Origin of the sequence: Halostagnicola larsenii XH-48, assembly GCF_000517625.1 — an archaeon.
GTDB lineage: Archaea > Halobacteriota > Halobacteria > Halobacteriales > Natrialbaceae > Halostagnicola > Halostagnicola larsenii.
Window position 1 is genome coordinate 265,110 of sequence record NZ_CP007055.1, and the last position, 14,435, is coordinate 279,544.

The following is a 14,435-nucleotide window of genomic DNA, read 5'->3' on the forward strand; positions in this document are numbered from 1 at the left end:
CCTCGAGACCGGAGCGGATTCCGGATTCCTTTAAGTGCTTCTCGTCACAAGGTGTAGATACGAACGGCAGTCACCTCCCGTTTTGTTGTGCTCGACCCGTTTCTTCGCGCTCGATGCATCCTCGAGTGAAATCGCCACCCGTCTGCTCGTCGGTGAGATGCAGTGAGGTCGGACTCGTCCCACAGCCACCCCTTTAAGTGCTTCTCGTCACAAGGTGAAGATACGAAGAGCTTTTTGCGACGGTTGACCCTCGAGCGGTCGCTCTCCGAACCAGCGTCGATCCACCAGAGCTATCAGCACCACGTGAATTTTTGGTAACAGGTTCGCCGATTCGAGCGAGGGTTTTTCCCTCTCTACGTGTGAGCCACGAACGAGATGCACGACGGCGACTCCGGAACACGCCTCGAGCGAGCCGGGATCGGAGAGCACGCCCCGCGACAGCCCCTCGAGAGCCGCGCCGGTGCGGGATCGGTTTCTCGGGCGGCGCTCCAGCGCGATGCGTCGGTGCGCCAGTGGGGCGTCGTGACGCCGAGTGCGACCGTTATCGGCCGCGCGGACTCCCCCGAAGCGGAGCTTTCGGATCGCGTTCGCCGGCTCCACGACGAACAGCACGGGGCGACGCCCGGCTACGCCGAACGCGCCCACCGACTCGATCGCCTTCGGACGACCCAGGCGCTGTGTAACGCACTCGAGGTGACGCCGTGGCAACGCGACCTCGCGCTCGGCGTGATGGACGAGATCGATCTGACGGCGTTTGGCAGCCAGCGGGCTATTCCCAAGGTCGCACTGGTCGTCATCCGCCACGTCGTCGACCGCGACCGGCAGGCGTACTTCGGACTCGACGACATCGATGCGTCGACGCTGTCTGCCGATCGGATGGAGGACCTCTTCGGTCAGTACCGAGCCCACGACATCACCGACGAGCCGACGTTCGAGCGACTGGCGGCGGAACACGGTCTCGATACGACCAGCCTCAACCGGCTTCGGCGGGTCCTCGAGGAGCAACTCGAGGACGAACTCCCGGCCTACGGTCGAAATCCGTGGCGAGATCCGAACCTGCCGGCGACGACGGCGACCGACTCGAGCGACTCGACCGGATCCGCAGACGCCGGCGGAGCTGGCGAACCCGCCGGTTCGAGCGAGACCGACTCCGACGATAACTGACATCCGGATCACCCCGACTCGTTTCGACTGGTTCGTAGCTGCTCTCCGATCCCCTCGTCAGAGGGCGACTCGCGACCGGGGTTTCCGGGAGCTATCGACTTTTCCGTGACGGGCCGTTAGGACGGCCATGAGCGAGACACCGGACCGATTGACCGTCTACTCCGACTACGTCTGCCCGTTTTGTTATCTCGGTAGAGCGTCGCTCGAGCGCTACCGCGAGCGCCGGGAGGAACCGCTCGAACTCGAGTGGCATCCGTTCGACCTCCGCCGGGACAAGCGAAACCCCGACGGATCGATCGATCACTCGGCCGAGGACGGCAAGGACGACGCCTATTTCGAACAGGCGAAACAGAACGTCAGACGGCTGCAAGAAGAATACGACGTCGAAATGGCACAGGAACTCGCGACCGAGATCGACTCGCTGCCGGCGCAGATGGCCTCGTGGTACGTCCAGACCGAATACCCCGACCAGTGGGAGGCGTTCGATCAAGCTATTTTCGACGCGCTCTGGATAGACGGGCGCGACATCGGCGATGCGGACGTTCTCGCGGATCTCGCGTCGAGCGTCGACCTTCCCCCGGAGGAAATTCGAACCGCGAGCGAGGACGACGACCTCCAGCGCGAACTCGAGGATCGCTTCGATCGAGCCTATCGCCAGCGAATCACCGGCGTTCCGACGTTCGTCGCCGACGGGAACGCGGCCAGCGGCGCGCTTCCGCCGGATCACCTCCAGCGGCTCGTCGAGGGTTCCTAACTCCGTTTCCAGCGGCTCGTCGACGGATCCGATTTCCGCCCGAACGGAATCTCACTCGAGTTTCTCGAGCGCCCCGAAGAAGTTCACCGGCGGCCCTGCGAGCGTCACCGGATCGTCGGCCGTGGTCACCGTTACCGACGCCGGTGGCTCGAGTCGCTGTCTGTTGCGGCCGTCGCTGATCGCGTAGGCCGTCTCGGCGTCGCGGACGGTGAGCGTGAGTTCGCTCGTATTGTCGATGACCAGCGGCGGCATCGGGTCGGCCGCGGCCATCTGGGTAACGACGAGGGCGTCGACCGACGGGCGAACCAGCGGGCCGCCCTCGCTCAGGTTGTAGGCGGTCGATCCGGTCGGCGTTGCGACCAGAACGCCGTCGGCGTGGCTTTCGGCGTACCGTTGGCCGTCGACGCGGATATCGATCGTCGCACCGCCGCCGCTTCCCCGCTTTGGCCCGTGGACCACCACCTCGTTGAGCGCCGGCTCGAGCGTCCACCCCTCGCCGCTGGCTCGGAGTCGTTTCACGGCTCGGCCGCCGATTTCGCCGGTCTCGTGGCGTTCGGCGACGAGAGCCGTGACCGCCTCGACCGCGTTCTCCGGGGCGACGGCGTTGAGAAATCCGACTTCGCCGAGGTTGACGCCGACGATGGGCGCGCCGCCGGCCTCGCGGGCGACGAACAGGAACGTTCCGTCGCCGCCGATGCTCACGACGAGGTCGAACCCGTTCATCTCCGCTACGGAAACGCAGCGCTCGCCGATCGCCGCTCCGGTCTCGTCGTCGACGGCGGCCGCCACGCCGTTGCGCTCGAGCGCGTCGACGAGCTGTGTCGCGAGAGACTGCGCTCGGTCGTTGTTTCGTTGGGCGACGATCCCGACCGTGACTTCGTCCTCGGCGTCCATCGTCGCCGGCTACCCGCCCCGTAGCAAAAAACCCACTCGTTCCGCGGTGTGCTCGTAGGCCGTCGCCCGGCCTGGATCGGCGTATCGATGGGCAGATATCGTCGAACGGAATCCGCTCTCGCAGTTCGATACGGCCGTAATCGGTTGTTAGTGTCGTGTTCGCGGTCCATACTTTTCCGGCATCGATCTAATGCCAGCGCATGGCCCAACGAACGACGGCTGACCAGACGATGTCGCGAACGGAGCTTGGGACGTACCTCGTCGAACTCGCCGACGAATTCGAACGAGGTGACCAGGACGTCGCCGTGAGCGTCGGAAACAAGACAGTAACGCTACACCCGCCCGACGATGTCTCCGTCTCTATCGATGTCGTCGAACAATCGTCGATGCTCCGCGGACAGCGAGAGACGGTTGATATTCAACTGAGCTGGAAACCTGAAAGCGGATAGACCGTTTCGGTTTCCGTGAGAATTGGCGAAGCGGACACCGGATCGGAGTAAGAAGTTCTTTTTCCCCTCGCGCCAGAAGTTCGGCTAATGTACGAGACGATCCTCTTTCCAACTGACGGAAGTGATCACAGCGCGACCGTCGCCGAGCACGCCGTCGACATCGCCGAAACGCGAAACGCAGCGCTTCACGTGCTCTCGGTCGTCGATGATCGCGCCTTTCTGGTCCTCGACGACGACCGCGTCGAGGGCGTACGCGCGGACCTCGAGGAAAACGCACTCGAGGCGACCGATCGAGGGGCAACGCGTGCGAGCGAACGCGGCCTCGAGACCGAGACGGCCATTCAAACCGGTAATCCAGCCGAATGTATTCTCGAGTACGCCGACGAGCACGGAATCGATCTCGTCGTCATGGGGACCAGCGGCGACGACTACGAGAACAACGTCGTCGGGAGCGTCTCCCAGCGCGTCGTCCGCTCGGCTTCGGTCCCGGTTTTGACGATCGGCCCTGACGCCTGATCGCTCTTTTCCCGGGCGATCGGCGCGTGTCTGTCACGTGTGGCTGTTCTGATCGTATGTTGATACGGTCGACGAGTACATTGATATACGATGGCGCTAAACGCTGGATAGATGCGCCGTTCGATCGTTATCGGGATCGTTCTGCTCGCTGTCGCGTTTCTGTTTATTGGCGGTCCCTCCCTATTTTTGTCGTCCTCGACCGGCGATGTCGCTCCCGAGTCAGAAGACCGACCGGAACCGCAGATACACTCCTTCGAGGACGTTGATAGTGGGATCTGGCCGTATCTGAGTCCGCGCCAGGACCACGTCAAACGGAGCCCGATCAACGTCATCGTCCGCGGCGAGAGTGAAGAAATAGTCGAGTTGCTGACCGAAGAGGCCGAGGGCGACTGGGAAGAACTGGACGAGAACGAGACGGCGGCGGACTCCGATACATACCCCTTCTTCGACGACGATGAACAGTATGCCACGGGGACCGAGTGGGGCGAAACCACGGGTGCGACCCGGTACGCTTGGGTCGACCCCGGCGAGGAGAGCGAACCCTACTGGACGACAGAAACGCTGCAGGTCGATGACGGAGACTACTACGGCGAACGCATGCACATTCGCCTCTACGAGGCACCCGACAGCGACGACGACTGGGTCGCGATGCAGACCCACACCGAACACTTCGACTGGTTCACGCTTCGCCACCGCGTCGACGGTTCCGAACGGGCCCAACTGAAGGTCGAGTCGGAGTTTATGGAACTCCCCAGCGTCGATAGTCAGGAAGACGTTCAACGAATCAATCTCGAGAACTCCGGCCCATCGGATGCCGACGGGTGGGCGACCGTCGTGGATTTGCTCGGGATGGCGCTCACACCGGTTGCAATCGGTCTCGCGAGTCAACAAACGATGCGAGAGCGGACTCCGGATAGCATCGACAAGTACCTCACGGAGTCGGACTGGCGCAGGATAGAGGCCGCGGCCGGTCGGATCGAAGCCGGTCACATCGTCCTCTCGCTGAGCATCCTCGCGATGTTTCTCGGGGTTCGGGTTACTGGTATCGCCCTCGAGCGCTCCGTAGATATGCTGACGATGCACATGATCGCGGCGTTGCTCTACCCGGTCATCGCCGTCGGAATTCCCGTCGTGACGTACTTGATCGCGCGCGGACTCACCCGCCGACTCGACGCTGCGATAACTGGCTCCGGGGCACTGATCCTCGCAATCTGGCTCGATTACGGTCTGATGAACGTCGATTCGCTAGCCGTCGACGTGGTCGGACAGCGAATCCTCGTCGTCGTCGCGCTGGGCTTGATCGCAGGCGGCGCGGCCAAGCGCGCCACTCGAGAGTCATGGCTGAACGACCTCCTCGTCGTCGGCGTGGTCATGTGGGTGTTGCTGTTGGGCGGGACGCTGTTTGGTTACTTCTGAGACGGAACATTCTCGAGTCAGTAAGGATAGACGGTCTATGAGACGTCCGCGCAGTCGGTTCGGTGCTTTCTTCCGAGGCTTCGAACGCATCAGCGCCGTTCGAGAGATCGTGTTACGATAGCTTGGGGTCGAAACGCTTGCGTGGTCCGCGTTCGATACTTCGTTTCGCGATCCGCGTTCGCAGTTCCGTCGTTACCAGGCCGACCAGGCTGTCGTCGTCTCGTCGTAGGCGTAGACACGTTGTGCGTCCTTCGCGAGGACGATGTCGCCCTCGAGTTCGTTGCGGTCGCGCTCGTAGCCGCTCGCGTCGTCCCGGACGACGAAGGCGTCGATTTCGAACTCGTCGTCGCCGAAGGTCTCGACCGTCCCGACCTCGAACTCGTAATCGCCGGGGACGTAGACGGTGATACTTCTGCTGTCGTCGTGGGAGCCGTCCTGAGGGTGGACCGTCACGTCGACCGAGACGTTGTCCACTTCGCGCGTCCAGACGGTCTCGACGTCTTCTGCAGCGGCGGCCTCGCGGCGGCGTTGCTCGGGGAGTTCGATGCTAGTCACGCGAACCGTCGAGAGCACTTCGTCGGTCTCGAGGATGAACTCGTCGCCCGTCTCGATAGTCTCGTCTTCGGGCGTCGTGACGTTCGCGGTGAAGGACTCGCCGTCCTGGGAGACGACGACGTCGAGGGTGACTTCGCGATCCGGTTCCGGTTGGATCTTGTGGACGTGGTTGCACTCGCTACAGCGGACGGTGATGCTGCCGCCGCCCGGCGAGAGCACCTCGTGGACCGTCTCGAGTTCCGGAGAACACGAGGGGCAGGTCGTCGGGAGCCGATCGGGTATATCGCTCATGAACCGACGTAGGAGCCAGCACCCTAAAAGGTGCGTGAACCTGACCGTAACTCTCCGTCAGCGAGATCCTCCCGCGGGGAGTTCGACTTCGTCGCCGTCGGCGAACACCGTCGGCTCGCGGATGATTCCGTCCAGGTGGATCGGCGCGTCGACGTCGCCGCCGATACCCGCATCGTCCCCGATGGCGATGTGGACCGTGCCGCCGGCTTTCTCGTCGAGCAACACGGAGCCGACCAGTTCGGTGACCGCGACGTTCGTCCCGATCCCCAGTTCCGCGAGGTTGTACGCCGCCTCGCCGACTTCCTCGGCGGCGTTCTCGACCGTCGACCGAATTTCGTCGTCGGAGATGTCCGTCACGAATCCGTCTTCGACCTCGAAGGTCAGCGTCCGGCCGTCCTCGAGCAACCCGTGGGGCATCATCGTGCCGTCGACGACGAACGTTCCCTCGGCCGTCTCGGGGCTGACGAACACCTCTCCGGCGGGCAGATTCGACATCGCGCCGGGTTCGTGGACGATGCCGGTATCCGAGCGGAACTCGCGGTCGCCGATTTCGAACGCGATGTCGGTTCCCGCCGCGGCCGTCACTCGAATCTCGTCCGCGCCGTCGACCTGCTCGCGGACGGCTTCGCAGTGGGCGGCGATGGTGTCATAATCGGCCTCGAGACCGGCGACGAATACTTCCTCGGTGATCCCCGGGAGCGTCGCGACTCGAGCGCCGGCGTCGTTCGCGTCGGTCCGCGCTCGCGTGTGACTCAAACTCTTCGTCGTCGGGGCCAGGACGACGTCGGCTCCGGCCATCGCCGCCGCGACGGGTTCGGGCGGTTCCGCGCCGTGGGTTTCTCCGGGCGGGTATCGGACGAACGCGACGTCGTCGGTTCGCTCGAGTGCGGCCTCGTAGAGGGCGTTCGCGATCGATTCACGATTGCTATCTGTGACGATCGAACAGGACTCGTCGGATCGGACGTCGAGACACTGTCGAATCGCTGTTTCGGCGGGCGTTCGAAGGTCTGCCATACCTGTGCGTGTGTGCAGTACGCCGAAAGGTCTTGCTCTCTCGGCGTTCGAAACGTCTCGACGGTGCGGAAACACGACCCGAAGATATCGATTGAAAAAGCCATCCGCGATGACGAGCCGACGGGATGAACCGAAGATGATGGCTCGAGTACAAACTCCGAAACGAGTAAAAACCGGCGGAGAAGGCTCGAAACGATTATCCGCTTCGGTAGTGGATTCGGACGTATGATACAGGTCGCGATCAACGGCTACGGGACGATTGGCAAACGCGTCGCAGACGCCGTCCGGGAACAGCCCGATATGGAGGTCCTCGGCGTCGCCAAGACGCGCCCGAACTTCGAGGCCGAAACCGCCGTCAAGAAGGGGTATCCGCTTTACGCCGCGATCGAAGAACGCGCCGACTGGTTCGCCGAGGCCGGCCTCGAGATCGCGGGTCCGGTCGAGGACCTCGTCGAGAGGGCGGACATCGTCGTCGACGCGACGCCGTCGGGGATCGGTGCCGAGAACAAGTCGCTCTACGAGGAGTACGACACGCCGGCGCTCTATCAGGGCGGCGAGGACGCGGATCTGGTGGACGCAAGCTTCAACGCGCGCTCGAACTTCGAGGCGGCGACGGGGGCCCAACACGTCCGGGTCGTCTCCTGTAACACGACCGGTCTCTCTCGCGTCATCGCACCGCTTCAGGAGGCATACGGCGTCGAGAAAGTTCGCGCGACGCTGGTTCGACGCGGCGGCGATCCCGGTCAGACCTCCCGCGGTCCGATCAACGACATCCTCCCGGATCCGGTCACGATTCCGTCCCACCACGGCCCCGACGTCGAGACGATCTTCCCCGATCTCGACATCGACACGCTCGGGATGAAGGTGCCCGCCACCCTGATGCACATGCACAGTTTGAACGTCACGCTCGAGTCGGCAGTCGATGCGGCCGACATTCGCGAACGCTTCGCCGACGAGTCGCGCCTGTTTTTGATCCCCGAGGCGATGTCGATCGACGGTAGCGGCAAACTAAAGGAGTACGCCCACGACGCGGGCCGACCGCGAGGCGACCTCTGGGAGAACTGCATCTGGGAGGAATCCATCTCGACCGTCGGACGGGACTGTTATCTCTTCCAAGGAATTCACCAGGAGTCGGATGTCGTCCCCGAAAACGTCGACGCGATCCGGGCTGTACTCGGCGCCGCAGACGCCACTGAGAGTATCGAAACGACCAACGAGCACATAGGAATCGATTTCTAAAGGGAATTCGGGCGGACAGAACAATTCGTGTCGACAGAAAGTTTTTGCCGTGTGCCCCACTAGAGTGGATCATGCGTCGAGATGATCGCGACGAACCCTTCGACGACCTCTTCCGTGAAATCGAGCGAATGATGAACGACATGATGAACGGTGCAGATGTCGATTTCGACTCTTCGAGCTCCGTTGAGAACGGTTTTGGATCCGATACCCACGTCGACATTCACGAGACCGACGATGAACTCCGGGTCATCGCCGACCTCCCCGGTGTCGAAAAGAACAACATCGATCTCGAGTGCGACGGCAAATCACTCACGATCTCCGCCCAGAGCCAACACCGACAGTACGACGAGCGCGTCTCGCTCCCACAGCGCGTCAACGAACACACCGCCGAGGCGACGTACAACAACGGCATCCTCGAGGTCGTCTTCGAATCGGCCGAGAAGTCTTCAGACATCAGCCTCGAGTAACTCCGTAACGGCGCCGATCTCGCTCGCATTTCCGGTCGAACAGCGGTTTCTTCTTGCAGGCTCTCTCGCGACTCGATTGACTACTCTGCTCTCGAGCGTATCGCCTCGGCGAGTCGGTCGTAGAATCCGGGTTCGTACTTCGTCTCGTCGTCGATCGTCGGCCGGGCGTTCGTCTCGTTGACGACGACGCGGTCACCGCTTACGAGCAGGTCGACGCCGAGAAACGGGATCTCGAGTTCCCCCGCGACCGACTCGGCGAGGTCTCGCAGCGGTTTCGGAAGGTCGACGCCGGTCGCCGTGGCACCCCGGTGGACGTTGTGCTTCCACTGGCCCCGCGTCGCGGCCGCTTCGGGGAGCGTCCGTTCGACCGCCCCGACGTACTCCCCCTCGAGGACCATGACCCGATAGTCGACCGCCTCCGGCAGGTACTCCTGGACGAGAAACGATTTGTCGCCGGTGGCCCGGTAATCGTGTACCAGCGAGAGGTAATCACAGATTCCGAGGAACGAATCGAGGTCGTGGGCTTTCGCGACGCCGGCCCCGCGCGTCGTCGAATTGGGTTTGACGACCACCGGCGGCTCGAATCGCTCGAAGACGGTGGTCAGGTCGGACTCGCTCACCTCGTTCGAGACGTACACCGATTCGGGGACCGGAAGGTTCGTTCGCTCCAGTCGGGCGAGCACTTCGGCCTTGTTTCGCGAGGTCAACACCGTCTCGTGGTCGTTGAGCCACGGAACCTCGAGCAGGGCGTCGGCGACTCCGCCTTCCATCAATCGGCCGGGATAGACGAACCCGACGTCGTACTCCGCTGGCGACCACGGCGCGTCCGCACCCAGCGGAACCACGCGCTCGCGAACGGGGACGTGCTGGACGCTAATCCCTCGCTCGGCCAGCGGCTCTCGCATCCGCTGAAACGTCTCCTGATCGTTTGCGACCGCGAGATCGATCATACTCGAGCGTGGGGAGCCGAGACAAAAAACGGTGGAGTATTCGTTCCGTGATCCTGCCTCGCGTGCCAGTCGCTCCCGGTGAATCGACTGGTCACGAAACTACAGCGGGTGCTCACTCGTGGAGACGAAACCCAAAACAGCCCGGGTCTTACGCGATTAGTTCTTCTTCGCCACGCTCGACGACGACGCGACACGGCGGCGAGATCTTGTTGTAGGATCGGCGGAGCGCGTCCTTCGCGAACTCGGCGTCCTCGACGTCACACCAGATCGTGAAGATGCGTTCGCCCTGCTGGATTCGGGCTGCCGTTCCGACGATCTTTCCGAACGACTGGCGCATCCCGTCGGAAACACGGTCCGCACCGGCACCGGTCGCCTGCTTGTTCTCCCGGATAACATGGTGGGGGAACTTGCGCAGGATCATCTTGTACTGGTGTTCGCCGGCGTTTTTCAGCATGTGGCGGTTCGCCGACAGTCGAGATGCCTCGAGCGATCCGTGACGGATCTGGCACTCTTCTTCGGTGACCAGACTGATCTGGACCGGATAGTCCTCGGGTTCGGCCGCGACGTCTCCCATCTTGTGCTGTGCGATTTTCGAGCCCGGAATGCCTGTGATATACTCCCGGCGGGTGTAGGCCGGTTTATCGATCTTCCGGTACATAGAGGCGGGTTTCTCTGACATGGTTGTAGTTACTTACAAAAACGGAGTGTTACCGCGCGGATAAAGGCTTCGAACCCGTCGCCACCGCCGTGTGCATCGTTCCCACCGACGGATACCCGTGTCCGATGACGTTCTGGGTCCTGTTCGAACCTCGGGACTGGGCGGTCGACTCGAGACTCGGTCGTGGCTGACGGCCCGGTGAGTGTTCGAGTCAAAGCGGCGTGATCACCGAACGGTAACGTATTCGTTGTCGATCTTTTCGATCAATCCCTGCGTCGATAGCGAGTTCGTGACGCTTAGCGTCGTCATTTTCTTCATGGATAACGCGTCGCTCACCTCGCTTACCGTTGCACCGTCTGCTGCCTCGAGGTACAGGTACACGAGTTTCGCCTGCGGTGAGTTGAGTTCGGTCGGCAACGCGGTTTCCTCGGAGATGGGAGCGGTGGTGAGTTGCGCTTTCATCAGTCTGGAAACATCATCCACGAACTCCGGTATAAGTCTATGGTAGTGTGGATATATACTGGGTAATAGATAATAATGTGATAATATGTATTGGGTCGAAGGCACAAAGAAACGACCTGATGACATTCTCGAAACGGTATCCGTTATGCTCGTGTATAACGCGTCTCTCTCGCCCGTCCAGGTATTACCTCCGAAAGCGACCCCACGTCCTGTCGCTTCCGGAAATCGTCAACGAGATCATACGGACTATACAAAACTCCCCTCGAGATGGTGTCCCGTTCCGCGCTCTATTTGCCGAACATTTTCGCGGAACATCGGTGATATGGCTAAATCATGACATAGTCGTTATCAGAATTTATCGTCAATCGTTCTCGAGGAGAACCCCGAATTCGCCGACCCAATCCGGACGAACACCGCGTACCGGCGGCGTATTTAAGGTTCTTCCGCCGATATAAGAGGGTATGTGGAAGAGCTTCCGAATCGGATCGTTGTTTGGGATCCCTATCAAGCTCGATCTGACGTTCCTGCTCGTTTTGCCCTTCTTTGCGTACCTCATCGGCGTCCAGATCGACGAGGTCGCGGGGCTGCTCAACGATCTGCTCGGGGCCGGGATCGATACGACAGCGGTTTCCAGCGGACCGATGCCGTTGTTGCTCGGATTCGCGGCGGCTATCGGGTTGTTCATCGGCGTCGTGTTCCACGAACTCGGCCACTCGTTGACCGCCCGACGGTACGGATTCCCGATCGATTCGATTACGCTCTGGCTGCTCGGCGGGATCGCGTCGTTCACGGAGATGCCCGAAGACTGGAAACAGGAACTGGCCATCGCAATCGCCGGTCCAATCGTGTCGGTACTCGTCGGCGCTCTCTCCTACGGCCTCTTTCTCGTTACGCCAGCTAGCTTCGACGGCGCGCTGTTCGTCTTCGGCTATCTCGCCGTTCTCAACGTCGCGCTCGCGGGGTTCAACATGCTTCCCGCGTTCCCGATGGACGGCGGCCGCGTGCTCCGAGCCCTTTTGGCCCGAAACAAGCCGTACGCAAAGGCGACCCAACAGGCCGCGAGCGTCGGGAAGTTCTTCGCGCTGTTGATGGGGTTGTTCGGGTTGCTCGTGACGTTCAACATCATCCTCATCGGCGTCGCATTTTTCATCTACATCGCCGCCTCGGGAGAGTCCCAGCAGGTGACGATGAAAGCCGCGTTTCAGGACGTTACGGTCAGCGACATCATGACGCCCGCTCGAGACCTTCACACCGTCGACCCCGACACCAGCGTCGAGGAACTCATCCAGCGAATGTTCTCCGAACGCCACACGGGGTATCCGGTACTCGACGACGGGCATCTCGTCGGCCTCGTAACGCTCTCGGATGCACAGGAGATCAAACCCGTCGAACGTGACGCGTTTACCGTTTCGGACGTGATGACGACGGATCTGCAGACGATCGGGGCGAACTCCGATGCGATGACCGCGATCGAACGAATGCAATCGGAGCGAATCGGACGCCTTCTCGTCGTCGATGGAGACGATTCGATGACCCGCCCGGAAACGCCGATTCAGGACGATGATGTCTACGACGACGGCGGGTTCGACGACCCCGTTTTCGAGGAAACTGGCGGTACCGGGCCGTCCGATCCCGGCAACCTCGTCGGACTGATCTCGAGAACCGACATGATGACCGCGCTGAACATCGTCCAGCAAAGCGGCGAAGTAAATCACTCCTCACAATCCCAGCTCTCTGATTGAAACCCGCTCGAGCCGCGATACATTGTCGTCCCCGACGACGGGTCGGCAATCCCTCGAATGAAGCTCTCGAGACGGAACACGGTGTTTCGAACCCGTTTCCGAGAGTGAATCGACGCGCTCGACATAGTTCCGGGATTTTTGGAATGCGTTCGGCGCTCCCTTGTATATTGATACCAAAATTCACTGATCGTCGTGAACGCTCGTTTGGTCGAATCCACCTTTCCGCCGTTTTCCGACCTTATATTGTTACCAGTCGTTTGTAGATTGGCAAAACACGTTCTATACAGGTTGGTTCCTTACGAAATGTAAACGAACACCGTTTAGTGTTAGTGTCTGTTGTCAAATCACATGGATGGATACACGAGTGTAGTCCAGAACCACAATTATGGTGGTTCTTTGTGAATTTTGAATCTTCTCAGTTTACTCCTCGAGTCACACCAAACTCTCGACGGACGTGTGAGTGCAACGAAAACACTCGTCTCCGTGCACCCGTCGACGACCGTACACCCGTTGACGAATGAACCGCAAACAATCGTCGTCAGTCGGTGGCTCGGACGTTCGCGGGAGCCCCCGACGGGCGATTACGGTTTCGACGTTCGGATACTTCGTCGGATTTGCCGGTCTCGTCGTGTACAGCCCGGTCGCGACGGAGTTCGAAGACGCCCTCGGCCTCTCGGGGGTGCTACTGGGTTTGCTCGTCGCCGCTCCACAGTTGACTGGGACGTTGCTTCGTCTGCCTTTCGGCGCGTGGGTCGAAGATGTCGGCGCGAAGAAACCGTTCGCCATCCTGCTCGGGTTATCCGTTGTTGGGATGGGCGGATTACTCGGTATTCTCCTGACGGCGTACCCGGACGATCTGACGATGGTCCACTATCCGCTCGTGTTCGTCTTCGGTTCGTTGAGCGGCTGTGGGATCGCGACGTTCTCCGTCGGCGTCGTCGATACGTCCTACTGGTACCAGGCCAACCGGCAGGGAACGGTGCTCGCTCTCTTCGCCGGACTCGGAACCATGTCGCCGGGCCTGTTTACGATCGTCTCGCCGCTCGCACTCCTGGCGTTCGGGTTGACGGGGACGTACGCCGCGTGGTTCGTCTTCCTCGTTATCGGGACGATCGTCTTCGTGCGTTTCGCTGTCGACGCGCCGTACTTTCAATATCGACGCCGCGGGTTCGACGAGGGCCAGGCAAAAGAGCGCGCACAAGCTGTCGGCCAGGAGCTGTTCCCGGACGGCGATGCGGTGGCGTCGATGCGCACGGCAGCTACCACGTGGCGGTCGTGGATGCTCACCGCACTGTTTTTCGCTTCGTTCGGCGGCTACCTCGCGTTGACGGTCTGGTATCCTTCCTACTGGACGAACCTCCACGGGTTCGACGTACAGACTGCCGGAATCGTTACGGCGCTTAGCTTCACGCTGCTCTCGCCGCTCTGTCGAATCGGCGGCGGCGTCGTCAGTGACCGGTTCGGCGGGGAAGGAGTTACCGTCCTGAGTTTCGGTGCGATCACGCTCGCAACGCTCGTCCTCGTCGTTACCCGTGATCTATCCACCGCGATCGCCGCGACGATGCTGCTCGGTGCGGGGATGGGAGTCGCCAGCGCGGCGATCTACCAGTTGCTCCCGAAGTACGTCCCCGAGGCCGTCGGCGGAGCATCGGGACTCGTCAGTGGTGTCGGCGGATTCGGTGGGTTCATCGTTCCACCAGTACTCGGACTCTTCGTCGACGCTCAGGGCCCCTCCGGCTACGCGACCGGCTTCGTCGTCTATCTCGCCCTCGGGCTCGCCGGTATCGTTCTCGCGACCACGCTCTACCGGACTCGATCGGCGACGATCAGCTCGAGCACGGCCGTCCCCGCCGACGATTGACGG

The 14,435-nt window shown here is 61.6% G+C and carries 15 protein-coding genes; 9 read left to right on the forward strand and 6 right to left on the reverse strand.

Annotated elements, in window-relative coordinates; all coding sequences use genetic code 11:
* Positions 1–375 precede the first annotated feature (375 nt).
* Positions 376–1,164 (forward strand): hypothetical protein, encoded by a 789-nt coding sequence (locus HALLA_RS01275; RefSeq protein WP_049951690.1) that lies wholly within the window; start codon positions 376–378, stop codon positions 1,162–1,164.
* A 127-nt stretch (positions 1,165–1,291) separates the two neighbouring features.
* Positions 1,292–1,918: a DsbA family oxidoreductase gene (locus HALLA_RS01280; protein WP_049951691.1), complete on the forward strand. Its 627-nt coding sequence runs from the start codon at positions 1,292–1,294 to the stop codon at positions 1,916–1,918.
* 51 nt (positions 1,919–1,969) lie between these two features.
* On the opposite strand, the gene HALLA_RS01285 is transcribed toward HALLA_RS01280, so the two are convergent.
* Entirely contained in the window at positions 1,970–2,812 is an 843-nt protein-coding gene (locus HALLA_RS01285; protein ID WP_049951692.1) for an NAD(+)/NADH kinase, read from the reverse strand.
* Positions 2,813–3,012: 200 nt separating this feature from the next.
* Between HALLA_RS01285 and HALLA_RS01290 the strand changes: the two genes are divergently transcribed.
* The 3 genes from HALLA_RS01290 to HALLA_RS01300 all read left to right on the forward strand — a co-directional run bounded on the left by HALLA_RS01290 (position 3,013) and on the right by HALLA_RS01300 (position 5,193).
* Positions 3,013–3,261 carry an amphi-Trp domain-containing protein gene (locus HALLA_RS01290; protein ID WP_049951693.1) on the forward strand — a complete coding sequence of 83 codons (249 nt, stop codon included), beginning with the start codon at positions 3,013–3,015 and terminating at the stop codon, positions 3,259–3,261.
* Positions 3,262–3,348: 87 nt separating this feature from the next.
* Positions 3,349–3,777 (forward strand): universal stress protein, encoded by a 429-nt coding sequence (locus HALLA_RS01295; RefSeq protein ID WP_049951694.1) that lies wholly within the window; start codon positions 3,349–3,351, stop codon positions 3,775–3,777.
* Between the two features lie 111 nt (positions 3,778–3,888).
* The gene (locus HALLA_RS01300) at positions 3,889–5,193 is read left to right on the forward strand and encodes a hypothetical protein (protein WP_049951695.1); all 1,305 of its coding nucleotides are present in this window, start codon (positions 3,889–3,891) and stop codon (positions 5,191–5,193) included.
* 192 nt (positions 5,194–5,385) lie between these two features.
* On the opposite strand, the gene HALLA_RS01305 is transcribed toward HALLA_RS01300, so the two are convergent.
* Together HALLA_RS01305 and HALLA_RS01310 are read right to left on the reverse strand one after the other, a co-directional pair.
* Positions 5,386–6,039 carry an HVO_0476 family zinc finger protein gene (locus HALLA_RS01305; RefSeq protein WP_049951696.1) on the reverse strand — a complete coding sequence of 218 codons (654 nt, stop codon included), beginning with the start codon at positions 6,037–6,039 and terminating at the stop codon, positions 5,386–5,388.
* A 57-nt stretch (positions 6,040–6,096) separates the two neighbouring features.
* The gene (locus tag HALLA_RS01310) at positions 6,097–7,053 is read right to left on the reverse strand and encodes an aminopeptidase (RefSeq protein ID WP_049951697.1); all 957 of its coding nucleotides are present in this window, start codon (positions 7,051–7,053) and stop codon (positions 6,097–6,099) included.
* A gap of 225 nt (positions 7,054–7,278) precedes the next feature.
* Between HALLA_RS01310 and HALLA_RS01315 the strand changes: the two genes are divergently transcribed.
* Positions 7,279–8,292: a type II glyceraldehyde-3-phosphate dehydrogenase gene (locus HALLA_RS01315; RefSeq protein WP_049951698.1), complete on the forward strand. Its 1,014-nt coding sequence runs from the start codon at positions 7,279–7,281 to the stop codon at positions 8,290–8,292.
* Between the two features lie 71 nt (positions 8,293–8,363).
* Positions 8,364–8,759, forward strand: a complete 396-nt coding sequence (locus tag HALLA_RS01320; protein WP_049951699.1) for an Hsp20/alpha crystallin family protein — start codon at positions 8,364–8,366, stop codon at positions 8,757–8,759.
* An 80-nt stretch (positions 8,760–8,839) separates the two neighbouring features.
* Here the strand turns inward: HALLA_RS01320 and HALLA_RS01325 are convergent, their stop codons facing one another.
* From HALLA_RS01325 to HALLA_RS01335, 3 genes are all read right to left on the reverse strand, one after another.
* Positions 8,840–9,709: an ATP-grasp domain-containing protein gene (locus HALLA_RS01325; RefSeq protein ID WP_049951700.1), complete on the reverse strand. Its 870-nt coding sequence runs from the start codon at positions 9,707–9,709 to the stop codon at positions 8,840–8,842.
* A 148-nt stretch (positions 9,710–9,857) separates the two neighbouring features.
* Positions 9,858–10,388, reverse strand: coding sequence for a 50S ribosomal protein L16 (locus HALLA_RS01330; RefSeq protein WP_049951701.1), 531 nt, complete (start codon positions 10,386–10,388; stop codon positions 9,858–9,860).
* 204 nt (positions 10,389–10,592) lie between these two features.
* Positions 10,593–10,829, reverse strand: coding sequence for a helix-turn-helix domain-containing protein (locus HALLA_RS01335; RefSeq protein WP_049951702.1), 237 nt, complete (start codon positions 10,827–10,829; stop codon positions 10,593–10,595).
* 461 nt (positions 10,830–11,290) lie between these two features.
* Between HALLA_RS01335 and HALLA_RS01340 the strand changes: the two genes are divergently transcribed.
* Together HALLA_RS01340 and HALLA_RS01345 are read left to right on the forward strand one after the other, a co-directional pair.
* On the forward strand, positions 11,291–12,571 hold the full coding sequence (locus tag HALLA_RS01340; protein WP_049951703.1) for a CBS domain-containing protein: 1,281 nt from the start codon (positions 11,291–11,293) through the stop codon (positions 12,569–12,571).
* 517 nt (positions 12,572–13,088) lie between these two features.
* On the forward strand, positions 13,089–14,432 hold the full coding sequence (locus tag HALLA_RS01345; protein WP_049951704.1) for an MFS transporter: 1,344 nt from the start codon (positions 13,089–13,091) through the stop codon (positions 14,430–14,432).
* Positions 14,433–14,435: the final 3 nt, after the last annotated feature.

Coding starts and splice junctions, on each gene's coding strand:
- HALLA_RS01335 (WP_049951702.1), bottom strand. CDS start 10,829: ATGAAAGCGCAACTCACCACCGCTCCCATCTCCGAGGAAACCGCGTTG.
- HALLA_RS01315 (WP_049951698.1), top strand. CDS start 7,279: ATGATACAGGTCGCGATCAACGGCTACGGGACGATTGGCAAACGCGTC.
- HALLA_RS01300 (WP_049951695.1), top strand. CDS start 3,889: ATGCGCCGTTCGATCGTTATCGGGATCGTTCTGCTCGCTGTCGCGTTT.
- HALLA_RS01275 (WP_049951690.1), top strand. CDS start 376: ATGCACGACGGCGACTCCGGAACACGCCTCGAGCGAGCCGGGATCGGA.
- HALLA_RS01285 (WP_049951692.1), bottom strand. CDS start 2,812: ATGGACGCCGAGGACGAAGTCACGGTCGGGATCGTCGCCCAACGAAAC.
- HALLA_RS01345 (WP_049951704.1), top strand. CDS start 13,089: ATGAACCGCAAACAATCGTCGTCAGTCGGTGGCTCGGACGTTCGCGGG.
- HALLA_RS01320 (WP_049951699.1), top strand. CDS start 8,364: ATGCGTCGAGATGATCGCGACGAACCCTTCGACGACCTCTTCCGTGAA.
- HALLA_RS01330 (WP_049951701.1), bottom strand. CDS start 10,388: ATGTCAGAGAAACCCGCCTCTATGTACCGGAAGATCGATAAACCGGCC.
- HALLA_RS01305 (WP_049951696.1), bottom strand. CDS start 6,039: ATGAGCGATATACCCGATCGGCTCCCGACGACCTGCCCCTCGTGTTCT.
- HALLA_RS01280 (WP_049951691.1), top strand. CDS start 1,292: ATGAGCGAGACACCGGACCGATTGACCGTCTACTCCGACTACGTCTGC.
- HALLA_RS01290 (WP_049951693.1), top strand. CDS start 3,013: ATGGCCCAACGAACGACGGCTGACCAGACGATGTCGCGAACGGAGCTT.
- HALLA_RS01340 (WP_049951703.1), top strand. CDS start 11,291: ATGTGGAAGAGCTTCCGAATCGGATCGTTGTTTGGGATCCCTATCAAG.
- HALLA_RS01325 (WP_049951700.1), bottom strand. CDS start 9,709: ATGATCGATCTCGCGGTCGCAAACGATCAGGAGACGTTTCAGCGGATG.
- HALLA_RS01295 (WP_049951694.1), top strand. CDS start 3,349: ATGTACGAGACGATCCTCTTTCCAACTGACGGAAGTGATCACAGCGCG.
- HALLA_RS01310 (WP_049951697.1), bottom strand. CDS start 7,053: ATGGCAGACCTTCGAACGCCCGCCGAAACAGCGATTCGACAGTGTCTC.